This window comes from Comamonas koreensis (assembly GCF_021026195.1).
In the GTDB taxonomy this organism is placed as follows: domain Bacteria; phylum Pseudomonadota; class Gammaproteobacteria; order Burkholderiales; family Burkholderiaceae_C; genus Comamonas; species Comamonas koreensis.
Genome location: NZ_JAJNCT010000003.1, coordinates 70,575 through 94,810, shown reverse-complemented (window position 1 = coordinate 94,810; position 24,236 = coordinate 70,575). Strand labels below are relative to the sequence as shown.

The following is a 24,236-nucleotide window of genomic DNA, read 5'->3' as shown; positions in this document are numbered from 1 at the left end:
GGCCAGCGCCCTCCCTGCGCAGCCGCCATGGCCCAGGCCCGTAACACCATGTCCCTTCCAGACCGCTATTGCGTGATGGGCAACCCGATTGCCCACAGCCGCTCCCCCCGCATCCACACGCTGTTTGCGCAGCTGACCGGCCAGGCCCTGGTCTATGAAGCCGAGCTGGTGGCGCTGGACGGTTTTGACGCGGCCCTGCGCCAGCTGGTGCAAACAGGCACCCGTGGCATGAATGTGACCGTGCCCTTCAAGCTGGACGCCGCACGCCTGGCCGACAGCCGCAGCGACCGCGTGCTGCGCGCAGGCGCAGCCAACACCCTGGTGGTGGATGCCGATGGCCGCGTTCATGCCGACAACACCGATGGCCTGGGCCTGGTGGCCGACATCGTGCGCAATGCCGGTGTGGCGCTGGCCGGCCAACGCGTGCTGCTGCTGGGTGCCGGCGGCGCCGCTGCCGGGGCCCTGGCACCGCTGATCGCCCAGGCACCGGCGCTGCTCGTGGTGTGCAACCGCACCCATGCCAAGGCCCAGGAGCTGGTGGCCCAGCATGCCGACCTGGTCGAGGGCTCGGCCACCCAATTGCTGGCGCTGAAAGCGGGCGCGCTTGAAGGCCCCTTCGATGTGGTGATCAATGCCACTGCCAGCAGCCTGCAAGGCGCCGCCATCCCGGTGGCGGGTCACTTGCTGCGCCCTGGCGCGCTGGCCTACGACATGATGTACGGCCCCGCTGCCCAGCCCTTTTTGCAGTGGGCTGCCCAGCACGGTGCGCAAGGCCGCGACGGCCTGGGCATGCTGGTGGAGCAGGCAGCCGAGGCCTTTGCACTGTGGCGCGGTGTGCGCCCTCCATCCCAGCCGGTGCTGGCGCAGCTGCGCAGCGAACTGGACGCCCACTGAGCGCAAGCGCCGATGCCCACCCACTTTCTTCCAGGTAGGCCCCATCCATGAAAGCGATTGCGCGCTGGATCGGATGGGCACTGCTGCTGGGCATTGCGCTGCAGCTGTTCTTCATCGCACGCATCGCGATGATGGCCAGCGTGGACCCGGCCTCCACCGCTTTCGAGCGCAGCGAAGCCTGGCGCCAGGTACGCCAGGATGGGCGCCTGCACTGGCGCCAGCAATGGCGGCCCTTGTCGCAGATATCGGAGAACCTGCAGCGCGCGGTGATCGCCTCCGAGGACGACGATTTTGTCAACCACGATGGCGTGCTCTGGGATGCGATTGAAAAGGCCCGCGCGCGCAATGCCAAGGCCATGGAGCGCGCCGAGCAGCGCCAGGAAAAAGCCGTGGCGCGTGCCCAGGCCCAGGCCGAACGGCGTGGCGAGGCTTTTGACCCCAGCTCGGTGCAAGCCGGCCCGCCGGTCCGGATCATGGGCGGCTCCACCATCACCCAGCAGCTGGCCAAGAACCTGCTGCTGTCGTCAGAGCGCAGCCTGCTGCGCAAAGGCCAGGAGCTGCTGCTGACCTATACCCTGGAGTTCCTGTTGAGCAAACAGCGCATTCTGGAGCTGTACCTGAACCATGCCGAATGGGGCGATGGCATCTTTGGCGCCGAAGCCGCCGCGCAGCGCTACTTTGGCAAATCGGCCGCCCAGCTGAGCGCGTATGAGGCAGCGCGCCTGGCCGTCATGCTGCCCAACCCCAAGGGCGCCGACAAGAACCCCAACTCCGCCTACCTGAACCGCCGCACCGCGACCATCGCGGCACGCATGCGCTATGCTGAGCTCCCCTGACCGGCGTCCCCTGCGCTACCCCTTTTGAACCGCATGAGAATCCTTGGTATCGATCCTGGCCTGCAGACCACCGGCTTTGGCGTCATCGACGTCGATGGCCAGCGCCTGTCCTATGTGGCCAGCGGCACCATCCGCACCACCACGCTGAACCTGGGCGACCTGCCCGGCCGCTTGAAGATGATCTTTGACGGCATCTGCGAAGTCAGCCAGCGCTACCAGCCCGACATGGCCTCGGTGGAAATCGTGTTCGTCAACGTCAACCCGCAATCGACCCTGCTGCTGGGCCAGGCCCGGGGTTGCGCGCTGACGGCGCTGGTGTCGCAAAACCTGCCAGTCGCCGAGTACACCGCGCTGCAGATGAAAAAGGCCGTGGTCGGCCATGGCCGTGCCGCCAAGAACCAGATCCAGGAGATGGTGCGCCGCCTGCTGCAGCTGCCCGGCCTGCCCGGCACCGATGCGGCCGATGCGCTGGGCCTGGCCATCACCCACGCCCATGCCGGCCTGGCGATGGCGCGCGTGGCCGAGGCCAGCCCTTTGCAACGCCGCCAGCACGCCATGTACAAGGCCGGGCGCAGCTACTAGGCCTGCACGAACCCGCCCGGGCCGGGCCACTGTCGCCTGGTGCACCACCACCTGCAGCGCGCAGGCAAAAAAAAACCTGTGCATCGCTAGCGTGCACAGGTCTGGCCGGCTACAGGCTCCTTATGCGTGGATCCGTGCGCTCCGTGAAGCAGCGCTCGGCATAAGGTGCAACCACCAAAGTAAGCTTTGGAGCGTGGCGCCATACAAAGGTTCGGTATGGCACCATGCAAACCCTCAATTATCGCGACTTCACAGCGCGTCAATAACCATTGATGACAATATTGGCGATCAACCCGCTGCCAATGGCGATAAGCAGGTAGTCACCCCCGTACTGGATCCACTGGTAGCCCCGCGGTGGCGCGCTGAGACGGTGGCCGCGCCAGTCGCCGACAACATAGTTGTAGCCCCGGTAAGGTGCAGGCACATAGCCGCCCCGGTACCAGTCGTTGCGCGGGCCAATGCCTCGGCCCCGGTCTGGCACGACCACAACCCGGGGAGGTGGGCGGTGATCGTGGCGATATTCACGGCGCTGCTGCTCGCGATAGCGGCGGTCACGCTCCCTTTCGCGTTCCCAGCGGCGGTGGTCGGCATGGTCACGGCGGTCATCGCGCTGGTAATGGCGCTCACCATGGCGGCCATCCGGCTGTGCCTGCGCAGGTGCACTGAAGGCCAGCGCACCGGCCAACGCCAGCGCCAGGCTGCCAAGACCCGCCAGGCGGCTGATACGGCTTCGGTGGTTGTTCATGACGGAATCCTTTCTGATGAACCAGCGTGCGCTGGTGCGAGCGGCAAGGTGCCCCCATGCAGATTTAACGCCTTTCGGCGCGCCACCGTTTACCCAGCGCGGGCTTGGCGCAGCAGCATGTGTCATTTGTAAAGTTGGGGAAGCGGCGCAAAAGCCGCATGGACAGAGGGCCGGACCGGTGCGCAGCATACCGGGGGCAGGCCTGGGTTTACCGCACTTTACCTGCCTGGCGGCCTGCCAAAGACCCGTCTGCGGCCTCAGACCATGCGGCCCACAAAGAGCACCGCAAAGAAGGCCAGGCCCGCAACCACGGTCCATTTGACCAGCAGCAGGGACCACTGGCGGTAGCGGCGCTGGCCCGTGCCCAGGTAGAAGCAAAAGCTGAGGGCTGCCATCAGCACCAGCAGCATGAAGATCCAGCGGAACAGCAGCATCGGGGCCAGCCGCCTTACCAGGCCAGCGCAGACTGTGCAAAGCCCTGCGGGGCTTCACGCACATGGTCGAAGGTGACGATGTCCCAGGCGTCCTGGCGCTGCATCAGCTCGCGCAGCAGCAGGTTGTTGAGGCCATGGCCCGAGCGGAAGGCGCTGTAGGCGGCCAGCAAGGGGTAACCGACGATGTACAGGTCACCGATGGCATCGAGGATCTTGTGTTTGACGAACTCGTCGTCATAGCGCAGGCCATCGCTGTTGAGCACCTTGTAGTCGTCCATCACGATGGCATTGTCCAGGCCACCACCCAGCGCCAAGCCGTTGGAGCGCAGCATTTCCACATCCTTGGTAAAACCAAAGGTGCGGGCGCGGGCGATATCGCGGCTGTAGTTGCCGATACCCAGGTCGAACTCAAAGGTCTGGCCGGTGGAATCCACCGCCGGGTGCGAGAAGTCGATCTCGAAGCGCAGCTTGTAGCCATGGTAGGGATCCAGGCGCGCCCATTTTTCGGCAGCGCCTTCCCCCTGGCGGATTTCGACCGGCTTGGTCAGGCGCAAGAAGCGCTTGGGCGCGTTTTGCAGCTCAATGCCAGCGCTTTGCAGCAAAAACACAAAGGAGGCGGACGAACCGTCGAGGATCGGGATCTCCTCGGCCGTCACATCGATATAGAGGTTGTCGATGCCCAGGCCGGCGCAGGCCGACATCACATGCTCCACCGTATGGATGCGCACATCGCCCTTGCCCAGGGTCGAGGCCATGCGGGTGTCCACCACGGCTTCGGCGTTGACGGGGATATCCACCGGCTCGGGCAGATCCACCCGGCGAAACACAATGCCGGTGTTGGGCTGTGCAGGGCGCAAGGTGAGCTCGACCCGCTGGCCGCTGTGCAGACCCACGCCCACGGCACGGGTTAAAGACTTGATGGTTCGTTGCTGGAGCATAACTTGTTGATTTTACGCCGTACGCCCGCTTGGGACGCGCAAAAATGCCAATCACCCAGATAGCGCAAGCCTTGTAGGACAAGCACTTGCCTTGTCGGCCAATCTGTGCACAAAGCCGACGGCGCAGTGGCTGCACCGGCGGGCGACAGGACAGCGAACAACCACGCAGCCCTCTAACAACAACGCGCTGAACCCCCGAAAGGTTTCAGCGCGTTGTATTCAAAGCCGGGTCCATCTCACCATCTGGACCGGCTTTTGCGAGAGCCCCGCAAGGCGATCAGTCAGCCTGCTTGCGCAGGAAGGCGGGGATCTCCAGGTCTTCCATGCCGCTCGAAGACATTGCATCGACGCGGGCCGAAGCCGCATTGCGGCCCGTGCGCCAGACCGATGGGGTCTTCTTGTCGGCAAAGTCGTTGGCAAAGGCATTGCCCATGGGCACCGCATTTTGCACACCCAGGCCCGAGACGGGGCTGTTGACCGACTGGGGCGTGTAGGCGATGTCGTCGGTACCGGTACGCAGACCCGCGCTGCCCTGGATGACCGAGATCGGCTGGCGCTTGGCCACGGGACGGGACAGGCCGGTGGCCAGCACGGTCACGCGGATTTCGTCGCCCAGGGTCTCGTCATAGGCCGCGCCGAAGATGACATGCGACTCTGGCGAGGCGTAGGCATTGATGGTGCTCATGGCCTGGCGCGATTCGGCCAGCTTCAGGCTGCCCTTGGTCGCGGTCACCAGCACCAGGATGCCCTTGGCGCCCGACAGATCGATGCCTTCCAGCAGCGGGCAAGCGACGGCTTGTTCCGCAGCGATGCGTGCACGGTCCGGGCCGCTGGCCGTTGCCGTACCCATCATCGCCTTGCCTGGCTCGCTCATCACGGTCTTCACGTCGGCAAAGTCGACGTTGATATAGCCGTGGTCGTTGATGATCTCGGAGATGCCGCCCACGGCGTTCTTCAGCACATCGTTGGCATGGGCAAAGGCCTGGTCCTGGGTGATGTCATCGCCCAGCACATCAAGCAGCTTTTCGTTGAGCACCACGATCAGCGAGTCGACATTGGCCTCGAGCTCGCTCAGACCGCCGTCGGCGTTGGACATGCGGCGCTTGCCTTCCCATTCGAAAGGCTTGGTCACCACGCCCACGGTCAGGATGCCCATCTCCTTGGCCACGCGTGCGATGACAGGGGCAGCGCCAGTGCCGGTGCCACCACCCATGCCTGCGGTGATGAACAGCATGTGCGAGCCCACGATCGCAGCGCGGATGTCTTCGATCGCGGATTCGGCAGCCTCGCGGCCGTTCTCAGGCTTGCTGCCCGCGCCCAGACCGGTTTCACCCAGCTGGATCACGCGGTGGGCATGGCAACGCTCCAGCGCTTGCGCATCGGTGTTGGCCGAAATGAATTCGACACCTTGCACGCTGTTGGCGATCATGTGCTCGACCGCGTTGCCACCACCGCCACCGACGCCGATCACCTTGATCTGGGTGCCTTGGTTGAATGTGTTGCCTTCATACATTTCGATGGTCATTGCCTGCTCCTCTCGCTCTCGCGTCAACATGAGAAAAATGGGTTACGAATAATTCACTCTTTAATGAACATTGGTTGCTTGGTGGCCCTTTAGGTCTCCAAGGGTCATACCCTTTGAGCCTTGAAGGGCTGCTTTGCGCCAGCCAACAAGTGGTGTCATGCATGGTTAAAAGTTCCCCACAATAAAGTCCTTCAAACGCCCAAATGCCGATTTCACCGAACCGGACTTCTGGGCCACCTTGTAGCCACGCATGCGGGCCATGCGGGCCTCTTCCAGCAGGCCCATGACGGTGGCGGCACGGGGCTGCGCGACCATCTCGGCCAGGGTGCCGGAATACTTGGGAATGCCGCGCCGCACGGGCTTGAGGAAGATGTCTTCCCCCAGCTCGACCATGCCCGGCATCACCGCGCTGCCGCCGGTGAGCACAATGCCCGACGACAGCACCTCCTCATAACCAGACTCGCGGATGACTTGCTGCACCAGCGAGAAAATTTCTTCGACGCGCGGCTCGATCACGCCGGCCAGCGCCTGCTTGCTCAACAGGCGCGGGCCCCGGTCACCCAGACCGGGCACATCCACCTGCGTATCGGGATCGGCCAGCAGCTGCTTGGCGCAGCCGCTCTCGACCTTGATGTCCTCGGCGTCCTTGGTCGGCGTGCGCAGCGCCATCGCGATGTCGCTGGTGATCAGGTCACCGGCAATCGGGATCACCGCCGTATGGCGGATCGCGCCACCGGTGAAGATCGACACATCGGTGGTGCCCGCGCCGATATCGACCACGGCCACACCCAGCTCGCGCTCGTCATCGGTCAGCACCGCCTGGCTGGAGGCCAGCGGGTTGAGCAGCAGCTGCTCCACCTCAAGGCCGCAGCGGCGCACGCATTTGATGATGTTCTCGGCTGCGCTTTGCGCACCGGTCACGATGTGGATCTTGGACTCCAGGCGCAGGCCGCTCATGCCGATAGGCTCGCGCACATCCTGGCCGTCGATCGCAAACTCCTGCGGCTCGACCAGCAGCAGGCGCTGGTCCGACGGGATGTTGATCGCCTTGGCAGTGTCCAGCACGCGTGCCACATCGGCAGCCGAGACTTCCTTGTCCTTGACGGCCACCATGCCGCTGGAATTGATGCCGCGGATATGGCTGCCGGTGATGCCGGTGTAGACCCGCTGGATGTTCAGGTCGGCCATCAATTCGGCCTCCTTGAGCGCCTGCTGGATGCTCTGCACCGTGGCATCGATATTCACCACCACACCGCGCTTGAGCCCATTGCTGGGGGCCACGCCCAGGCCTGCCAGCTTGAGTTCGCCATTGCCCAGCACCTCGGCCACCACCACCATGATCTTGGCGGTGCCGATGTCCAGGCCGACTACCACGTCTTTGCTATCTCGCGCCATAGTCAGTAGCCCTCGCTGATCAAGTGATTGGTATGGTTCATGTTTCGCATCTCTGTGTTTTATTTTTTGACTGCTGCCCGGCCCGATGCCGAGGTGCCCGTGGTCACCCCCTGCATGCGGACCGCGTAGCCCCCGGCGTGGCGCAGATCTGCCGACGTCAGCGATGCCACGCTGCGTCTGTAGGTACCGGTGACTTCAGGCAAAGATTCAACAAATTTACGTACCCGCTCGCTCAGTACCTCCTCCCGGCCCTGGCCCATCTCGATGACCGCGCCGGACTGCAAGGTGGCCTTCCAGCTGCCGCTGTTCGACTCGGCCAGCGCCACCAGCGCGTTGTCCAGCTTGGCGTAGATCGGCGCGAGCGCACGGAACATGGCCAGCACCTCTTGCGAGCGCCCGGCCGGGCCCGACAGGTGCGGCAGATGCAGCAGATCCGGGTCGGTGGAATCGCCTTCGAACATCAGGCCTTCGCTGTTGAGCAGGCGGGACTCGCCTTCGGCGCCCCAGATCGCGGCCGCGTCCTGCTCGGTGATCGTCACTGCCAAGGTGCTCGGAAACTCGCGCTTGATCCGCGCCTGGCGCACCCAGGGCGCCTGCTCGAAGATGCGGCGTGTCTCATCCAGGTCCATCGTGAAGAAATTGCCCTTCAAGGACGGCATCACATTGGCCTGCAGCGACACCGCGCTGTTGTGCTCCATCTCGCCCTGCACCACGATGCGTGCAATGCTCAGCGCCGGATGGTGGATGGCCCAGCGCACCCCTGCCAGCACCAGCAACGCGCCACAGCCGAGGAACAATGCCGTGGCCAGCATGTTCATCAGCTTGACGTCGAAGGGGACTGGCATGGTCTGCTCCATGGATCGCATCTCCTTGTCTTACAGCTCCGCACCCTGGGCCGCATCGCTCGATGCATGGGCCACCAGGTGCAAACACAGGTCTTCGTAGCTCATGCCGGTGGCACGGGCGGCCATGGGCACCAGCGAATGGCTGGTCATGCCCGGCGAGGTATTGATCTCCAGCAGGAACAGCTGCTGGTCCGAGGCGCGCACCATCACATCGGCACGCGACCAGCCCCGGCAGCCCAGGGTGCGGAATGCCTTCTCCGCCAGGTCGCGGATCGCCGCGTCCATCTCGTCTGGCAGCTCGCTGGGGCAGAAGTACTGGGTGGTGTCGGTGAAGTACTTGTTCTGGTAGTCGTAATTGCCGTCTGGCGCAACAATCCTGATCACCGGCAGTGCCTTGGCGCTGCGGCCCTGGCCCAGTACGGCGCAGGTCGTTTCCACGCCCTCGATGAACTGCTCGCACAGCACTTCGGGGTCGTAGCGGGAGGCCTGCGCATAGGCCTGGGCGCATTCTTCAGGGGTGCTGATCTTGGACAGGCCCAAGGTCGAGCCCTCGCGTGCGGGCTTGACGATCATCGGCGCGCCGAGCGCGGCCAGCGCATCGCGCGTGTCCTGCTCGCTGGCGGCCATGCGCCACTCGGGGGTGGACAGGCCTTCAAAGCGCCAGATGCGCTTGGTCATGATCTTGTCCATCGCGATGCTCGAGGCCATCACGCCGGGACCGGTGTAGGGGATGCCCAGCAGCTCCAGCGCGCCTTGCACCGTGCCGTCTTCGCCATGGCGGCCATGCAGCGCGATGAAGCAGCGCGCAAAGCCTTGCTTGCGCAGCTCGCCCAGGTCCTGCTGCGAAGGGTCAAACGCATGCGCGTCCACGCCCTTGGACTGCAGCGCAGCCAGCACGCCCTTGCCGGACATCAGCGACACCTCGCGCTCTGCCGAGCTCCCGCCCATCAGCACCGCGACCTTGCCCAAGGCCTTCACATCAATATTGTTCATGGTTTCACTCATACCGCGCTCCCTTGCGGCGCTACACGCTCTTGCCCATCGGCCAATGCCATCACCTTGGCAGCCACCGCACCAATCGATCCCGCGCCCATGCACAGCAGCACGTCGCCGTCCTGCGCCTGGTCCAGAATCTGCTGGGGCAGGCTGCTGATCTGCTCGACAAACACCGGCTCCACCTTGCCAGCCACACGCACCGCGCGTGCCAGCGCACGGCTGTCGGCCGCCACGATCGGTGTTTCACCGGCGGCATACACCTCGGCCAGCAGCACCGCATCAGCGCCGCCCAGCACCTGGACAAAGTCCTCAAAGCAATCCCGCGTGCGGGTGTAGCGGTGCGGCTGGAAGGCCAGCACCAGCCGGCGGGCCGGAAACGCGCCGCGCGCGGCCGCAATGGTGGCAGCCATTTCGACAGGGTGATGTCCGTAATCGTCAATAACCGTGAACTCGCCGCCGTTGGGCAGCCGGGCCTGGCCATAACGCTGAAAACGGCGCCCCACGCCCTTGAAGCCTTGCAGCGCCCGCTGCAGGGCCGCGTCGTCGATGCCGATGGCAGCCGCCACCCCGACCACCGACAGTGCATTGAGCACGTTGTGCTCGCCAGGCAGGTTCAGCACCACCTCCAGATCGGGCAAAGGCCGGGCCAGGCGGCGCTGTACGGTAAAGCGCATCTGGCCGTTGTCGGCCTGCAGGTTCACGGCGCGGATCTGGGCGTTCTCGCTCAGGCCGTAGGTCGTGACCTTGCAGGCCACGCGCTCGATGATGTCGCCCACGGCCGGGCTGTCGATGCAGACCACGGCATTGCCATAAAACGGCATGCGGTTGAGAAAATCGACAAAGGCCGTCTTGAGCCGGCCAAAGTCATGGCCATAGGTGTCCATATGGTCGGCATCGATGTTCGTGACCACCGCCATCACCGGCAGCAGGTTCAGGAACGAGGCATCAGACTCGTCCGCCTCGACCACGATGTACTCGCCACTGCCCAGGCGCGCATTGGCGCCGGCGCTGTTGAGCTTGCCGCCAATGACAAAGGTCGGGTCCAGGCCGGCCTCGGCCAGCACGCTGGTCACCAGGCTGGTGGTCGTCGTCTTGCCATGGGTGCCGGCAATCGCGATGCCCTTGCGCAGGCGCATCAGCTCGGCCAGCATCAGCGCGCGCGGCACCACCGGAATGCCCATGGCCCGGGCGGCCACGACTTCGGGGTTGTCGGCCTGCACGGCCGTCGATGTCACCACCGCCTGGGTCTGGGCGATATGCGCCGCATCATGGCCCACAAAGGTGGTGATGCCGGCATCGCGCAGATGCGCCATGGTGCTGCTGTCCGACAGGTCCGAGCCCGAGACGGCATAGCCCAGGTTGTGCAGCACTTCGGCAATGCCGCTCATGCCTGCACCGCCAATACCGACAAAATGAATGCGTTGGATGGCGTGTTTCATCGTGCCACCTCCTCGCAGGCATCCGCCACCACCTGGGCAGCTTCCAATTTCTGCATTTTCTTCGCCTTTTGGGCCATGTCCACCAGGCCCGTCCGCTGCATATTCTCTAGCATCTGAGCCAGGTTTTCCGGGGTCAAAGCGCTTTGTTGCACCAACCAGCCAGCGCCGGCATCCACCAGGAAGCGCGCATTGGCCGTCTGGTGGTCATCCACCGCCGCCGGAAACGGCACAAACACCGCCGCCGCACCCACGGCGGCCAGCTCGGTCACCGTGCTGGCGCCTGCGCGGCAGACGATGACATCGGCATCCGCATAGGCCTTGGCCGCATCGTCGATAAAGGGGGTCAGGCTGGCTTGCACGCCAGCAGCCGCGTAGTTGGCCTGCAGCGCATCGATCTGCTTGGCGCCGCTTTGGTGCGTGACCACGGGGCGGGTCTCGGGCGCCATCAGCGCCAGCGCCTGGGGTACCACCTCGTTCAAAGCCTTGGCACCCAGGCTGCCGCCCACCACCAGCAGCTGCAGCGGGCCGCTGCGGCCGGCAAAGCGCTGTGCCGGCTCGGGCTGCTGCAGGAACTCGGCGCGCAGCGGATTGCCCACCCACTGGCCACCGGCAATCGCATCCGGGAAGGCATTGAACACACGCTGGGCCATGCGGGCGAGCAGCTTGTTGGCCATGCCCGGCACCGAGTTCTGCTCATGCAGCACGATGGGCACACCCGCCAACTTGGCTGCCAGGCCACCGGGCACGGTGATATAGCCACCCATGCCGACGACCACATCGGGGCGGACCTTGCGCAGCACGGCGCGCGCCTGCTGCAAGGCCTTCAACAGGCGCAGCGGCATGCCGGCCAGGGACATCAGACCCTTGCCACGCACACCCGAGAACGCCACGCGCTCCAGTGCAAAGCCCTGGGGCGGCACGAGGCGCTCTTCCATGCTGTCGGGCGCGCCCAGCCAGTGCACCGTCCAGCCACGGCTGCGCAGCTCCTGGGCCACGGCCAGGCCGGGAAAGATATGGCCGCCGGTGCCGCCAGCCATGATCAGTGCCGTCTTGCCGCTCATGATCGCGCCCCCCCGGCACCCATGGCCTTGTTTTCGCAGTCAATGCGCAGCACGATGGCAATGGCCACCAGGTTCATCAAGATGGCAGAGCCCCCGAAACTCATCAGCGGCAAGGTCAGGCCCTTGGTGGGCAAGGCGCCCAGGTTCACACCGGCGTTGATGAAAGTCTGGAAGCCCAGCCAGATCGCAATGCCCTGCGCCACCAGGCCGGAGAAGATGCGGTCCATGCGGATCGCCTGGCGGCCGATCTCGACAATGCGGCGGATCATGAAGAAGAACAGACCCAGCAGCGCAATGATGCCCACCAGGCCCAGCTCCTCACCGATCACGGCCAGCAGGAAGTCGGTATGCGCCTCGGGCAGCCAGTGCAGCTTCTCGACGCTGCCACCCAGGCCCACGCCAAAGATCTCGCCCCGGCCAATCGCAATCAGCGAATGCGAGAGCTGGTAGCCCTTGCCCAGTGCATGCTTTTCGCTCCAGGGATCCAGGTAGGCAAAAATACGCTCGCGCCGCCATTCCGAGGTCATCACGATCAGCGCAAAGGCCGCTACCAGCACCAGCGCGATCAGAAAGAACATGCGGGCATTGACGCCACCCAGGAACAGAATGCCCATGGCGATCACGGCGATCACCATGAAGGCGCCCATGTCGGGCTCGGCCAGCAGCAGCGCACCGACAATGCCCACGGCCAGCCCCATCGGCAGCACGGCGCGGAAGAAGCGCTCCTTGACCTCCATCTTGCGCACCATGTAATCGGCGGCATACATGATGACCGCGATCTTGGCCAGCTCCGAGGGCTGGAAGTTCATGATGCCCAGCGACAGCCAGCGGCGCGCGCCATTGACCACCGTGCCCACATGCGGAATCAGCACCGCAATCAGCAGCAGGATCGACGCAATGAACAGCCAGGGCGCCCAGTGCTCCCAGACTTTCATCGGGATCTGGAAGGTGAGCACCGCCGCCACAAAGCCCAGGCCCACGCTCATCAGGTGGCGCTGGAAGAAGTAGTAATGCGCGATCTTGCCGAAGCGCGGGTTGTCCGGCATCGCGATCGAGGCCGAGAACACCATGACGATGCCCCAGGACAGAATGGCCACCACCAGCCAGATGAGCACCTGGTCGGCACCAAAGATATTGGTGGTGTTCGATGGCGTCTGGCGGTATTCATTGCCACCCACGCGCACCGGCAGGATATCGACAGGCTTTTCCCCGGCCGGCTTGAACCAGCCCGAGAACCTGCTGCGCAGTCCGGTGTCGGCGCTCATGGCTGCACCTCCAGGCTGGTACCGCGTTCCTCGGCCAGCGCCGCAACGGCCTGGCAGAAGACTTCGGCGCGGTGGCCGTAGTTTTGGAACATGTCAAAGCTGGCGCAGGCCGGCGACATCAGCACCGCGTCACCGGCAACCGCCTTCTGGCTGGCCAGCAGCACAGCATCGTCCATGCTGGGGGCGTGCAGCAGGGGCACGCCGGTGTCGGCCAATGCGGCTTCGATCAGCGGCGCATCGCGGCCAATCAGCACCACGGCACGCGCATAGCGCAGCACGGGCGCGGCCAGTGGCGAAAAGTCCTGGCCCTTGCCCTCACCGCCCAGGATCAGCACGATGCGGCGCTCGGCACCCAGGCCCATCAGCGCAGCCACGGTGGCGCCCACATTGGTGCCCTTGCTGTCGTCAAAATATTCCACATCGCTGACGATGCCGATGGGCTCGACACGGTGGCGCTCGCCCCGGTACTCGCGCAGGCCAAACAGCATCGGCGCAAAACCGGCGCCTGCCGCATGGCCCAGCGCCAGCGCGGCCAGCGCATTCATCGCGTTGTGGCGGCCCCGGATGCGCAGCGCATCGGCGGGCATCAAGCGCTGCAGGAACACATCGTCCGCTGCCGCCTGGTTGCGCTTGTTGCTGGCACTGTTGCCATCGTCCTGTGCACGTACCAGCCAGGCCATGCCGTTGACCACTTCCAGGCCGTAGTCACCCACTTGCGTGGGCAGATCCAGGCCAAAGCTGATGTGCGGGCGCAGTTGGGGGCGCTGCAGCTTGACACGCACAGGTGGCGGCAGCATGGCCATCACGGCCGGGTCGTCGCGGTTGAGCACCATCAACGCATCGCTGCCAAAAATCTTGGCCTTGGCGCCCGCATAGGCCGCCATGCTGCCATGCCAGTCCAGATGGTCCTGGCTGAGGTTGAGCACCGTCGCCGCCGTCGGGTTGAAGGCATGCGCATCTTCAAGCTGGAAGCTGGACAGCTCCAGCACCCAAGCCTGGGGCAGGCTCTGGGCATCGATGTGCTGCGACAGCGTATCGAGCAGGCTGGGGCCGATATTGCCGGCCACAGCGGTGCGCATGCCGGCATGCGCCAGCAATTGACCGGTGAGCGAGGTGACCGTGGTCTTGCCATTGGTCCCCGTGATGGCCAGCACCTTGGGCGCATAGCCATGCGCCTGGGCCAGCGACTGCAGGGCCAGGCTGAAAAGATCCAGCTCGCCGCTGACCGGCAAGCCAATGGCGCGCGCTGCATCAACGACGGGGGCCACGGTCTCGGGGCTCAGGCCGGGCGAGCGGTAGACCACGCGCACCGGTTGGCCATCGACCAGCGCGGCGGTCAAAGCGCCCGCGACAAAACGCACATCGGGCAGCTCGCTGCGCAGCTGTGCCAGCTGGGGCGGCGCATCGCGCGTGTCCGCTACCGTGACCTGGGCGCCGCAGCGGACGCACCAGCGTGCCATCGCCAGGCCGGAGGTGCCCAGACCCAGCACCAGCACCTGCTGGCCTTGCAGCGGATGCGCTTGCCCCTGCGGCCACTGGGCCGGCACTGGGGCATAGACCACTTCGGCCTCCTGGGGCTGCACATCGACCGCCGTGACCTCGCTGCTGGCCGCGTCAGACACACTGGGGTCAGCAAAAATCTGCGCGACAAAGGCAGCCGCATCCTTGGCGGCGGTCAGGGTCGACACATCGGGTACCGGGGCCATGTCCACTGCCGAGGCGTCGGCAGCTGGAGCCGCTGCAGCATCGGTGGCCACAACGGCTGCTTCATCGGCAGCCGCGTCCACAGGGGCTTCATCTTCAGGCAAGGGCTGCGCCAGCGCTGGCGCATCGGCGTCAGCGGCTGCCAGCTCAGACTGCAGCTCGGCAGGCTGCACCAGGTCGGCCGCAGCCTCGGGAGCTACCACGGGCGCCAGCGGCGCAGCCTCGGCCTCTGCCGAGGGATCAAGGGGGTGGAGGTGCTCGGTTGCCATGGTGCTCACCGCAGCTTCAGGGTAGACAGACCGATCAGACACAGCAGCATCGTGATGATCCAGAAACGCACGACGACCTGGGTTTCGCGCCAGCCGCTCTTTTCAAAGTGGTGGTGCAAGGGGGCCATCTTCAACAGGCGCCGGCCTTCGCCATAGCGCTTCTTGGTGTACTTGAACCAGACCACCTGCATCATCACGGACACGGCCTCGGCCACAAAGATGCCGCCCATGATGGCCAGCACAATCTCTTGCCGGACGATCACCGCAATCGTGCCCAGCGCACCGCCCAGGGCCAGCGCGCCCACATCGCCCATGAAGACCTGGGCTGGGTGGGTGTTGAACCACAGGAAAGCCAGGCCCGCGCCCGTCATCGCGCAGCAGAACACCAGCAACTCCCCGGTGCCGCCAATGTGCGGGAACAGCAGGTAGCGCGAGAAATTGACGCTGCCGGTCACATAGGCGAACACGCCCAGTGCCGAGCCGACCATGACCACCGGCATGATGGCTAGGCCATCGAGGCCATCGGTCAGGTTGACCGCGTTGCTGGCGCCGACGATGACCAGGTAGGTCATGATCACAAAGCCCAGCACGCCCAGCGGGTAGTTCACCTGCTTAAAGAAGGGCACCATCAGGCCGGCATTGGGCGGCAGATCCAGCGAGAAGCCCGACTGCACCCAGCTGACGAACAGGCTCCAGACCTCGGCATTGGTGTTTTCCGAGATGCAGAACACCAGGGCCAGCGCGGCAGCCAGGCCCAGCACCGACTGCCAGAAATACTTCTCGCGCGAGCGCATGCCTTCGGGGTCCTTATTGACCACCTTGCGCCAGTCATCGACCCAGCCAATGGCACCAAAACCCCAGGTGACGATCAGCACCACCCAGACAAAGCGGTTGGACAGGTCAAACCACAGCACGGTCGAGATGGTGATCGCCAACAGGATCAGCACGCCGCCCATTGTGGGCGTGCCGCTCTTGCTCAAATGGCTTTGCATCGCATAGCCTCGGATGGGCTGGCCGATCTTCAGCGCAGACAAGGTGCGGATCACCTTGGGGCCGGCCACCAGGCCAATCACCAGCGCCGTCATCGCCGCCATCACGGCGCGGAAGGTCAGGTACTGGAAGATGCGCAGAAAGCCGAATTCGGGCGACAGGCTTTGCAACCAGCTGGCGAGCACAATCAGCATGCGGCCTCCTCACGGGCGCTGGGCCCCTTGTCTGCGCACGACTGCATCGCCTGCACCACTTGCTCCATCTTCATGAACCGCGAACCTTTGACCAACACACTGCCCAATTGAGGCATCAATTTGCACACCGCATCCTGCAACGCAGGCATGCTCTCGAAATGCTGGGCCCCCTCACCGAAGGCCTCGGCGGCCGACTGGCTTTGGGCACCCAAAGTAAACAGCTGGGCGATGCCTTGCTGCTTGGCCAGCGCGCCGGCTTCGGCATGGAACCGGGGCCCTTGGTCGCCCACCTCGCCCATATCACCCAGCACCAGGAGCTGGGCAGCCGGCAGCTCGGCCAGCACCTGGATCGCGGCCTCTACCGAATCCGGGTTGGCGTTGTAGCTGTCGTCGACCACCGTCAGGCTGCGGCCCGCGACGGGCAACGCCAGCGCGCGCGAGCGGCCCTTGACCGGCTCGAACGCCGACAGGCCCTGGGCAATCGCGGCCAGCGGCACACCGGCGGCATGGGCCGACGCGGCAGCGGCCAGCGCATTGCGCACGTTGTGGCGGCCGGCAATCTGCAGCACCACGGGCGCTGTGCCATCGGGCAGGTGCAGCTGCAGCTGCCAGGCGCCATCGCGCCACAGCACATCGCTGGCATAGGCCTGGGCACCATCGGCCTGTTCGCCGAACAGGCAGGTCGCCCTGCCGGCAGCCAGTTCTTGCCACAAGGGGGTATAGACATCACCGGCAGGGAACACGGCCACGCCATCGGCCGGCAGCGCGGCCAGCACGCTGCCGTTTTCGCGGGCCACGGCTTCCACCGTGTGCATGAACTCCTGGTGCTCGCGCTGGGCGTTGTTGACCAGAGCCACCTGGGGCTGCGCCATCGCGGCCAGCACGGCGATTTCGCCAGGGTGGTTCATGCCCAGCTCGACCACGGCAGCGCAGTGCGCAGCCGTCAGGCCCAGCAGGGTCAGCGGCACGCCGATCTCGTTGTTCAGGTTGCCACGCGTGGCCCAGGCGGCATCGCCGGCATGGGCGCGCAGGATGCTCGCCAGCATCTGGGTGACCGTGGTCTTGCCATTGCTGCCCGTCACCGCAATCAGCGGCAGCGGGAACTGCGCACGCCAACCGGTGGCCAAGGCACCCAGCGCAGCCAGGGTATCGGGCACCACAATGCCGGGCAGGCCGGCCTCGGCGGGGTCGGCATGGCACAGCGCGGCCGCCGCACCTGATGCCTGGGCCTGGGCCAGAAACTGGTTGGCATCGAAGCGCTCACCCTTGAGCGCCACAAACAAATCACCGGCCTGCAAACTGCGCGAGTCCGAATGGACGCGCAGCAGCGGCACTGCACCATCTCCCACCAGTCGGGCCTGGGGGACAAGGGGCTGTATGAAGCCCAGCGCCTGGTGCAGGGTCATCATGCTCATAGTTGTTCTTTCCGCTTGGCCAGCGCAGCATGGGCCTGCGCGGCATCGAGAAAGGGCAGCTTCACGCCGGCCACTTCCTGGTAATCCTCATGGCCCTTGCCGGCCAGCAAAATCACATCCTGGCTGGACGCGCGCAGCACCACCTCTGCGATGGCGGCCGCGCGGTCGGCCTGTACATGCCAATGCGCATCGGGCGTCATGCCGCGCAAGATGTCGTCGATGATGGCCTGGGGCTGCTCGCCGCGCGGGTTGTCGCTGGTCACCACCACTTCGTCGGCACCCGCCTGGGCAATGCGGCCCATCAGCGGGCGCTTGCCAGCATCGCGGTTGCCGCCACAGCCAAACACACACCACAGCTGGCCGCCGCGCTGCACAGCCAGCGGGCGCAGCGCCTGCAAGGCCTTTTCCAGCGCATCGGGGGTGTGGGCGTAGTCGATGGCCACCAAGGGCGCACCCTCCTGGCTGACCTGTTCCATGCGGCCCGGCACGGCCGCCAGCACCGCGCAAGCCTCAGCCGCCTGCTGCAAGCTCGCACCCAGCACCCGCAGGCTGGCCATCACCTGCAGCAGGTTGAGCACGTTGTACTGGCCAATCACCTGGCTGTGCAGGGTCACGGCAGCGGCTTCGGCGCCGGCCTCTACGACCTCGAACACCAGGCCACGGTCGCCCGCGCGGATGGACTGGGCAGACAGACGGGCCTGGTTGGGCTTATCCACGGAAACGGTCCACAGATCCAGCGCACCACCGGCCAAGGATGCCACCAGTGCCGCACCCCGGGCGTCGTCCAGGTTGACCACGGCCGATTGCAGGCCGGACCAATGGAACAACGCCTCCTTGGCGGCCCAGTAGGCGTCCATGCTGCCGTGGTAGTCCAGGTGGTCCTGGGTGAAATTCGTAAAGATGGCCAACCGGATGCGTGTGCCCGCCAGGCGGTGCTCGGCAATGCCGATGGACGAGGCCTCGATCGCGCAAGCGCCGTAGCCGGCATCGGCAAAGCCCCGGAAGGCGCGCTGCAGCAGCACCGGATCGGGGGTGGTCATGCCGGTCACATCGAGCTGGTGCGGCGGAATGCCGACACCCAGGGTGCCGACCATGGCGCAGCCCCGGTGCTGCAGCACGCCGGCTTCGCAGAGATGGCTCACCGCCTGGGCCAGCCACCAGCTGATGCTGGTCTTGCCATTGGTGCCCGTCACGGCCAATACATCCAGCTGCTCGCTGGGCTGGCCAAACCAGGCGCTGGCGATCGGGCCAGTGGCGGCCTTCAAGCCCGGCATGGCCGCAACCGGCATGCCTTGCAGATCAAACTGATCCAAGCCAGCCTGCTCCACCAGGCAGGCGGCGGCGCCGCGCTGCACGGCCTGCGTCACATAGGCGCGGCCATCGTTGACGCCACCCGGCCAGGCGATGAAGGCATCGCCGGCCTGCACCTGGCGGCTGTCGGTTTGCAAGGTGCTGCTGGTCACACGCTCGCGCAGCCATTCAACGGCGGCGGCAGTGCTGTGGACGGTGGCCACGGTCGTGGTCGCGCTCATAGCGGCTCCTCCACATCGTTGGCCACGATCTGCGGCTTGACCGACATATCAGGCTGCACGCCCATCAGGCGCAGGGTTTGCTGCACCACTTCACTGAACACCGGGCCGGCGACGGTACCGCCGTAAAAGCTGCCCTGGCTGGGTTCATCGACCATCACGGCCACGATGATGCGTGGGTTCTCAATCGGTGCAATGCCGGTGAACCAGGCGCGGTACTTGCCTGCGGCATAGCCCCGGCCCTGCTGCTTGCGGGCCGTACCCGACTTGCCGCCGATGGAGTAGCCCACAGTCTGCGCCTTCTGGCCCGTACCGCCGGGGCCAGCGGCCATCCACAGCATGTGGCGCACCAACTCGGCAGTCTTCTTGGAGAACACCGGCGTGCCAGCGGGGCGGCCTGCGCGCTTGAGCATGGTCGCGGGAATCACATTGCCGTCGTTCGAGAACACGGTGTAGGAACGCGCCATCTGGAACAGCGAGGCCGAGAGGCCGTAGCCGTAGGAGATGGTGGCCTGCTCGACCGGCTTCCAGCTCTTCCAGGGACGCAGGCGGCCACTGGCCGCACCCGGGAACGCGATCTGGGGCTTTTGGCCGTAACCCAGCGCCGAGTGCACATTCCACATCTCTTGCGGCGTCATCTTCTGCGCTACCTTGAGCGCGCCCACGTTGCTGGACTTCTGGATCACGCCATCCACCGTCAGCGCGCCATAGTTGTGGGTGTCGCTGATGGTGAAGCCGCCAATCGCATAGCGCCCCGGGGCGGTGTCGATGATGGTGGTGTTCTTGACCCGGCCCAGCTCCAGCGCCGTGCCTACGGTAATGGGCTTCATCGTCGAGCCGGGTTCGAAAGTGTCGGTAATCGCGCGGTTGCGCAGCTGCTCGCCGGTCAGGCGCGAGCGGTTGTTCGGGTCATAGCTGGGGTAGTTGGCCAGCGCCAGCACTTCGCCGGTATGGGCATCCATCACCACCACGCTGCCGGCCTTGGCCTTGAAGGCCGCTACCTGGTCGCGCAGCTTCTGGTAGGCGAAGAACTGCACCTTGCTGTCGATGGACAGCTGGATGTCCTGGCCCTCTTGCGGCGGCGTCTCCACACCCACACCCTCCACAATGCGGCCTAGGCGGTCCTTGATCACGCGGCGCGAGCCGGCTTTGCCGCCCAGCTCGGTGTTGAAGGCCAGCTCCATGCCTTCCTGGCCCTGGTCTTCCACATTGGTAAAGCCCACAACGTGGGCTGCAGACTCACCTTCGGGGTACTGGCGCTTGTATTCCTTGCGCAGGTAGATGCCCTTGACATCCAGCGCCTTGATCTTCTGCCCGATGTCCCAATCGAGCTGGCGCTTGATCCAGACAAAGGACTTGTCCTCATCGGCCAGCTTCGCATCGAGCTGCGCCTGGGGCATGCCCATCAGCTTGGCGATCTCGGCAATCTTGCCCTTGGTCGCCGGGTCGTCCTGGTCCACATCTTCGGGAATCGCCCAGATGCTGGCAGCGGGCACGCTGGAGGCCAGAATCAGGCCATTGCGGTCCAGGATGCGGCCCCGGTTCGCAGGCAGCTCGATGGTGCGGGCAAAGCGCACTTCACCCTGGCGCAGAAAGAAATCATTGCCGATGACCTGCACATAAGCGGCGCGGCCAATCAGGCCGGTAAACGCCAGCGCCAGGCCAATCATGATGAAGCGGCTGCGCCACATCGGCGTGCGCTCGGCCAGCAAGGGGCTGGTGGAGTAGCGCATGTCCTTGCTCATGGCGCCACCGATCCGTTGCCTGGCTCAGGCACATACACTGTGACGGCTGGCGTGGCTGTCTGCATGCCCCACTTTTCGCGGGCGAGCTGCTCCAGCCGCAGCGGCGTGGCCTGGGCCCGCTTTTCCACCTGCAGGCGCTGGTGGTCTGTCTCCAGCTGGCGCGACTCGGCCAGCGCGCGGTCCAGTTCGGTGAACAGCTTGCGCGATTCATACTGCGACTGCACCAGCGCCATCGCGCTGACGATCGTCACCATGAGCAGCAGAATGTTCAGGCGCAACAGCACAGCCGCCTCCTGCTGCAGATGCCGGGCAAGCTGCGGGTCGTCATGCAGCCACCTCGGTACGTTCGGCCACGCGCATCACCGCACTGCGGGCGCGTGGGTTGGCAGACACCTCCGCCTCGCTGGGCTTGATGCGGTCCAGCGCCTTGAGCAGCATCGGCTTGGGCGCTGCAAAGGGTGCGCGACGATCGAACACCTCTTTGGAATGCTTGGCGATGAACTGCTTGACGATGCGGTCTTCCAGCGAGTGGAAGCTGATCACCACCAGACGGCCGCCGGGTGCCAGCACCCGCAGGCTGGCCTCTAGCGCCTGCTCGAGCTCTTCGAGCTCGGCATTAATGAAAATCCGAAGAGCCTGGAATGTCCGCGTGGCTGGATTTTGCCCAGCCTCGCGGGTCTTGACTGTGCCAGCCACGAGCTCGGCCAGATCGGCAGTGGTGGCGACTGGCGAGCCAGCCTCCCGCCGCGCAACAATCGCCTTTGCAATGGGCCCAGCAAACCGTTCTTCACCGAAGTCACGAATCACCTCCGCTATTTGCTGTGTTTCCGCCTCTTGCAACCACTCGGCCACACTCTGGCCTCGGGTGGTGTCCATGCGCATGTCGAGCGGGCCATCGAAGCGGAAACTGAAGCCGCGCTCGGGACTGTCGATCTGCGGGGAGCTGACTCCCAGATCCAGCAGCACGCCTGCCACCGATGCGGCAGGCAGCTGCGCCATGTGGCTGAAGCCCTCATGGCGAATGGAAAAACGGGCGTCCGCAATCTTGCCGGCCTCGGCAATCGCCTCGACGTCCTTGTCAAAAGCAATGAGCCGGCCCTCGGCCGGCAACTTGGACAGCACCAGGCGGGAGTGCCCGCCTCTGCCGAAAGTCCCATCGACAAAGACCGGGTCCATGTCGACGCTGGCCTCCAACAAGGCATCGACGGCTTCGTTCAGCAGGACGGTAGTGTGCAGGTAGTTCTTGGTTTCCACATGCACCTCAGAATGCAAAGTTATCCAGGGCATCGGGCGGCAGATTCTGCAGGGCTTCAGCCTCCTGCTTCTCGTACGTCGCCTTGTCCCACAATTCAAAATGGCTGCCCATCCCCATCAGAATCGCATCCTTGGAGATGTTGGCAGCAGCACGCAGCTCGGGAGATACCAGCACGCGGCCGGTGCCATCCATTTCCACATCCATCGCGCTACCCAGAAAAATCCGCTTGAGCACCTGCTCACCCATCTTGACCTGCGCCATCCGCGCGCTGAAAACCGCCCAGGCATCCTGCGGGAAGATCATCAGGCAGCCATGGGGATGGCGGGTAATGGTGAGGGTCGGGCCCGGCTTCGTCAGCGCGTCACGATGCCGGGTCGGTATGGACAACCGACCTTTCGCATCAAGACTGAGTGAGGAAGCTCCTTGAAACACGGTGTGGTCTCTGGTTCGGGGTTTCGGAGGACAGGCAAGTGCACTTTTTCCCACAAAACTGCACTTTTCCCCACTGTATCAGGAATTCCAGAGCGCGCCACATTTCACGACAATGATTTGCAATGAAAATACAAGTAAATCAATAACTTATAACGCACACCACGAAAAAACGTTCATAAAAATCTTCTTATTTGATAGGCACTTACAATCGCCTCTATATCCAGACTCTTAGCAAAATCGGCGCTATCAGGGATTACCATCTCCCAGGCTTTTGTTACAAAACTAGACGTTCTCCTACAAGCCCAGTTGCGGCGGCTGGACGAAAAGCAAGTGCCCGCCAACCAGGGCGGGCACTTGCACAAAACTGCGCCACAAAGCGCAATCTGGGTTAGAGAATGTAACGAGACAGATCCTCGTTCTGGCTCAGGGATCCCAGGCGCTGGTCGACATAGGCGGCGTCAATCACCACCGCCTGTCCACCGAGCTTGGTGGCATCAAAGCTGATCTCTTCGAGCAGCCGCTCCATCACCGTGGCGAGGCGGCGGGCACCGATGTTTTCGGTGCGCTCATTGACGTCAAAGGCAATGCGCGCCAAACGGGTGATGCCCTCGGCTTCAAACTGCAGCTTCACGCCTTCGGTGGCCAGCAGCGCTTCGTACTGCTTGATCAGGGATGCATGGGTTTGCGTCAGGATGGCCTCGAAATCCTGCACCGACAGCGAGCCCAGCTCGACGCGGATCGGAAACCGCCCCTGCAGCTCGGGGATCAGGTCACTGGGTTTGGCCAGATGGAACGCGCCCGACGCAATGAACAGGATGTGGTCGGTCTTCACAATGCCGTACTTGGTCGACACGGCCGTGCCTTCGACCAGCGGCAGCAGATCCCGCTGCACGCCCTGGCGGGAAACATCGCTGCCGCTGGTTTCCTGGCGCGTCGCCACCTTGTCGATCTCGTCAATGAAGACAATGCCGTTCTGCTCCAGGTTCTCGATCGCGCGGGATTTGACATCTTCCTCGTTCACCAGCTTGGCCGCTTCCTCATCGGTGATCAGTTGCAGCGCTTCGCTGATCTTGAGCTTGCGCACCTTGCGCTTTTCCTGGCCCATCTGGCTGAACATGCCGCGCAGCTGCTCGGCCATCTCTTCCATCCCCTGGGGACCCATGATCTCCAGCTGGGGCTTGGCTTCAGCCACCTCGATGTCGATTTCCTTGTCATTGAGCTCGCCCTGGCGCAGCTTCTTGCGGAACACCTGGCGCGTACTGGTATCGGGTGCGGCTTCGCCGGTGCGGGCGGGCGGCAGCAGCACATCCAGAATGCGCTCTTCAGCAGCATCCTCGGCACGCACGCGCAGCTTCTTCACATCCGATGCACGGGTCTGCTTGACGGCCACCTCGGCCAGGTCGCGGATGATGGCATCCACATCCTTGCCTACATAGCCCACCTCGGTGAACTTGGTCGCCTCGACCTTGATGAAGGGCGCATCGGCCAGTTTGGCCAGGCGGCGCGCAATCTCGGTCTTGCCTACGCCGGTGGGGCCGATCATCAGGATGTTCTTGGGCGTGATCTCCTGGCGCAGGCCGTCAGCGACCTGCTGGCGGCGCCAGCGGTTGCGCAGCGCGATAGCGACGGCCCGCTTGGCATTGGCCTGGCCGACGATGTGGTTGTCGAGTTCAGAAACGATTTCCTGGGGTGTCATCGAGGACATAGTGCAAAAATCCGGTTGGCACCCGCCTAGCAACGGGTACAGC

22 protein-coding genes are annotated in these 24,236 nt (G+C 64.6%); 3 read left to right on the top strand and 19 right to left on the bottom strand.

The features are described from left to right. Positions 1–48 precede the first annotated feature (48 nt). From aroE to ruvC, 3 genes are read left to right on the top strand one after another with little or no spacing between them, the layout of a single operon-like run. A complete protein-coding gene (gene aroE / locus LPW39_RS00445) occupies positions 49–894 on the top strand; it encodes a shikimate dehydrogenase (RefSeq protein WP_230770454.1) in 846 nt (281 codons plus the stop codon). Between the two features lie 47 nt (positions 895–941). After that, entirely contained in the window at positions 942–1,730 is a 789-nt protein-coding gene (locus LPW39_RS00440; RefSeq protein ID WP_230770452.1) for a transglycosylase domain-containing protein, read from the top strand. Positions 1,731–1,763: 33 nt separating this feature from the next. After that, positions 1,764–2,312 carry a crossover junction endodeoxyribonuclease RuvC gene (ruvC, locus tag LPW39_RS00435; RefSeq protein WP_230770451.1) on the top strand — a complete coding sequence of 183 codons (549 nt, stop codon included), beginning with the start codon at positions 1,764–1,766 and terminating at the stop codon, positions 2,310–2,312. Between the two features lie 259 nt (positions 2,313–2,571). Here the strand turns inward: ruvC and LPW39_RS00430 are convergent, their stop codons facing one another. The 19 genes from LPW39_RS00430 to hslU all read right to left on the bottom strand — a co-directional run bounded on the left by LPW39_RS00430 (position 2,572) and on the right by hslU (position 24,193). Continuing rightward, positions 2,572–3,057, bottom strand: coding sequence for an RcnB family protein (locus LPW39_RS00430; protein WP_230770450.1), 486 nt, complete (start codon positions 3,055–3,057; stop codon positions 2,572–2,574). A 257-nt stretch (positions 3,058–3,314) separates the two neighbouring features. Next, positions 3,315–3,491: a hypothetical protein gene (locus tag LPW39_RS00425; protein ID WP_021026173.1), complete on the bottom strand. Its 177-nt coding sequence runs from the start codon at positions 3,489–3,491 to the stop codon at positions 3,315–3,317. Between the two features lie 14 nt (positions 3,492–3,505). Then, positions 3,506–4,429, bottom strand: a complete 924-nt coding sequence (gene lpxC / locus LPW39_RS00420) for a UDP-3-O-acyl-N-acetylglucosamine deacetylase (protein WP_133856956.1) — start codon at positions 4,427–4,429, stop codon at positions 3,506–3,508. Between the two features lie 277 nt (positions 4,430–4,706). Then, positions 4,707–5,954, bottom strand: a complete 1,248-nt coding sequence (gene ftsZ / locus LPW39_RS00415) for a cell division protein FtsZ (protein ID WP_021026171.1) — start codon at positions 5,952–5,954, stop codon at positions 4,707–4,709. A gap of 165 nt (positions 5,955–6,119) precedes the next feature. After that, positions 6,120–7,349 carry a cell division protein FtsA gene (gene ftsA, locus LPW39_RS00410; protein WP_230770449.1) on the bottom strand — a complete coding sequence of 410 codons (1,230 nt, stop codon included), beginning with the start codon at positions 7,347–7,349 and terminating at the stop codon, positions 6,120–6,122. A gap of 59 nt (positions 7,350–7,408) precedes the next feature. Then, positions 7,409–8,194, bottom strand: coding sequence for a cell division protein FtsQ/DivIB (locus tag LPW39_RS00405; RefSeq protein ID WP_230770447.1), 786 nt, complete (start codon positions 8,192–8,194; stop codon positions 7,409–7,411). 30 nt (positions 8,195–8,224) lie between these two features. After that, a complete protein-coding gene (locus LPW39_RS00400) occupies positions 8,225–9,199 on the bottom strand; it encodes a D-alanine--D-alanine ligase (protein WP_230770445.1) in 975 nt (324 codons plus the stop codon). After that, positions 9,196–10,629, bottom strand: a complete 1,434-nt coding sequence (murC, locus tag LPW39_RS00395; RefSeq protein WP_230770443.1) for a UDP-N-acetylmuramate--L-alanine ligase — start codon at positions 10,627–10,629, stop codon at positions 9,196–9,198. Before murC ends, LPW39_RS00400 begins: the two co-directional genes overlap by 4 nt. Next, positions 10,626–11,690 (bottom strand): undecaprenyldiphospho-muramoylpentapeptide beta-N-acetylglucosaminyltransferase, encoded by a 1,065-nt coding sequence (gene murG, locus LPW39_RS00390; RefSeq protein ID WP_230770441.1) that lies wholly within the window; start codon positions 11,688–11,690, stop codon positions 10,626–10,628. The genes murC and murG overlap by 4 nt, the downstream gene beginning before the upstream one ends. Continuing rightward, positions 11,687–12,955, bottom strand: coding sequence for a putative lipid II flippase FtsW (ftsW, locus tag LPW39_RS00385; protein ID WP_021026165.1), 1,269 nt, complete (start codon positions 12,953–12,955; stop codon positions 11,687–11,689). Before ftsW ends, murG begins: the two co-directional genes overlap by 4 nt. Then, complete coding sequence (gene murD / locus LPW39_RS00380) at positions 12,952–14,928, bottom strand: UDP-N-acetylmuramoyl-L-alanine--D-glutamate ligase (protein WP_407928761.1); 1,977 nt, start codon at positions 14,926–14,928, stop codon at positions 12,952–12,954. The genes ftsW and murD overlap by 4 nt, the downstream gene beginning before the upstream one ends. Positions 14,929–14,933: 5 nt before the next feature. Then, positions 14,934–16,112, bottom strand: a complete 1,179-nt coding sequence (gene mraY / locus LPW39_RS00375; protein ID WP_230770440.1) for a phospho-N-acetylmuramoyl-pentapeptide-transferase — start codon at positions 16,110–16,112, stop codon at positions 14,934–14,936. Further along, positions 16,106–17,521, bottom strand: coding sequence for a UDP-N-acetylmuramoyl-tripeptide--D-alanyl-D-alanine ligase (locus LPW39_RS00370; protein ID WP_230770768.1), 1,416 nt, complete (start codon positions 17,519–17,521; stop codon positions 16,106–16,108). Before LPW39_RS00370 ends, mraY begins: the two co-directional genes overlap by 7 nt. 2 nt (positions 17,522–17,523) lie before the next feature. Beyond that, positions 17,524–19,059, bottom strand: a complete 1,536-nt coding sequence (locus tag LPW39_RS00365; RefSeq protein WP_230770439.1) for a UDP-N-acetylmuramoyl-L-alanyl-D-glutamate--2,6-diaminopimelate ligase — start codon at positions 19,057–19,059, stop codon at positions 17,524–17,526. After that, positions 19,056–20,801, bottom strand: a complete 1,746-nt coding sequence (locus tag LPW39_RS00360) for a peptidoglycan D,D-transpeptidase FtsI family protein (protein WP_230770438.1) — start codon at positions 20,799–20,801, stop codon at positions 19,056–19,058. The genes LPW39_RS00365 and LPW39_RS00360 overlap by 4 nt, the downstream gene beginning before the upstream one ends. Further along, positions 20,798–21,082 carry a cell division protein FtsL gene (gene ftsL / locus LPW39_RS00355; protein WP_133857029.1) on the bottom strand — a complete coding sequence of 95 codons (285 nt, stop codon included), beginning with the start codon at positions 21,080–21,082 and terminating at the stop codon, positions 20,798–20,800. Before ftsL ends, LPW39_RS00360 begins: the two co-directional genes overlap by 4 nt. A 43-nt stretch (positions 21,083–21,125) precedes the next feature. Then, the gene (gene rsmH, locus LPW39_RS00350; RefSeq protein WP_407928768.1) at positions 21,126–22,055 is read right to left on the bottom strand and encodes a 16S rRNA (cytosine(1402)-N(4))-methyltransferase RsmH; all 930 of its coding nucleotides are present in this window, start codon (positions 22,053–22,055) and stop codon (positions 21,126–21,128) included. Positions 22,056–22,062: 7 nt separating this feature from the next. Beyond that, positions 22,063–22,488 (bottom strand): division/cell wall cluster transcriptional repressor MraZ, encoded by a 426-nt coding sequence (gene mraZ / locus LPW39_RS00345; protein ID WP_230770437.1) that lies wholly within the window; start codon positions 22,486–22,488, stop codon positions 22,063–22,065. A 388-nt stretch (positions 22,489–22,876) separates the two neighbouring features. After that, positions 22,877–24,193, bottom strand: a complete 1,317-nt coding sequence (hslU, locus tag LPW39_RS00340; RefSeq protein ID WP_230770436.1) for an ATP-dependent protease ATPase subunit HslU — start codon at positions 24,191–24,193, stop codon at positions 22,877–22,879. Positions 24,194–24,236 lie beyond the last annotated feature (43 nt).

Excerpts from the sequence above, each read along its gene's own strand:
- aroE (WP_230770454.1), top strand. The coding sequence starts at position 49 with ATGTCCCTTCCAGACCGCTATTGCGTGATGGGCAACCCGATTGCCCAC.
- LPW39_RS00440 (WP_230770452.1), top strand. The coding sequence starts at position 942 with ATGAAAGCGATTGCGCGCTGGATCGGATGGGCACTGCTGCTGGGCATT.
- ruvC (WP_230770451.1), top strand. The coding sequence starts at position 1,764 with ATGAGAATCCTTGGTATCGATCCTGGCCTGCAGACCACCGGCTTTGGC.
- LPW39_RS00430 (WP_230770450.1), bottom strand. The coding sequence starts at position 3,057 with ATGAACAACCACCGAAGCCGTATCAGCCGCCTGGCGGGTCTTGGCAGC.
- LPW39_RS00425 (WP_021026173.1), bottom strand. The coding sequence starts at position 3,491 with ATGCTGCTGTTCCGCTGGATCTTCATGCTGCTGGTGCTGATGGCAGCC.
- lpxC (WP_133856956.1), bottom strand. The coding sequence starts at position 4,429 with ATGCTCCAGCAACGAACCATCAAGTCTTTAACCCGTGCCGTGGGCGTG.
- ftsZ (WP_021026171.1), bottom strand. The coding sequence starts at position 5,954 with ATGACCATCGAAATGTATGAAGGCAACACATTCAACCAAGGCACCCAG.
- ftsA (WP_230770449.1), bottom strand. The coding sequence starts at position 7,349 with ATGGCGCGAGATAGCAAAGACGTGGTAGTCGGCCTGGACATCGGCACC.
- LPW39_RS00405 (WP_230770447.1), bottom strand. The coding sequence starts at position 8,194 with ATGCCAGTCCCCTTCGACGTCAAGCTGATGAACATGCTGGCCACGGCA.
- LPW39_RS00400 (WP_230770445.1), bottom strand. The coding sequence starts at position 9,199 with ATGAGTGAAACCATGAACAATATTGATGTGAAGGCCTTGGGCAAGGTC.
- murC (WP_230770443.1), bottom strand. The coding sequence starts at position 10,629 with ATGAAACACGCCATCCAACGCATTCATTTTGTCGGTATTGGCGGTGCA.
- murG (WP_230770441.1), bottom strand. The coding sequence starts at position 11,690 with ATGAGCGGCAAGACGGCACTGATCATGGCTGGCGGCACCGGCGGCCAT.
- ftsW (WP_021026165.1), bottom strand. The coding sequence starts at position 12,955 with ATGAGCGCCGACACCGGACTGCGCAGCAGGTTCTCGGGCTGGTTCAAG.
- murD (WP_407928761.1), bottom strand. The coding sequence starts at position 14,928 with ATGGCAACCGAGCACCTCCACCCCCTTGATCCCTCGGCAGAGGCCGAG.
- mraY (WP_230770440.1), bottom strand. The coding sequence starts at position 16,112 with ATGCTGATTGTGCTCGCCAGCTGGTTGCAAAGCCTGTCGCCCGAATTC.
- LPW39_RS00370 (WP_230770768.1), bottom strand. The coding sequence starts at position 17,521 with ATGATGACCCTGCACCAGGCGCTGGGCTTCATACAGCCCCTTGTCCCC.
- LPW39_RS00365 (WP_230770439.1), bottom strand. The coding sequence starts at position 19,059 with ATGAGCGCGACCACGACCGTGGCCACCGTCCACAGCACTGCCGCCGCC.
- LPW39_RS00360 (WP_230770438.1), bottom strand. The coding sequence starts at position 20,801 with ATGAGCAAGGACATGCGCTACTCCACCAGCCCCTTGCTGGCCGAGCGC.
- hslU (WP_230770436.1), bottom strand. The coding sequence starts at position 24,193 with ATGTCCTCGATGACACCCCAGGAAATCGTTTCTGAACTCGACAACCAC.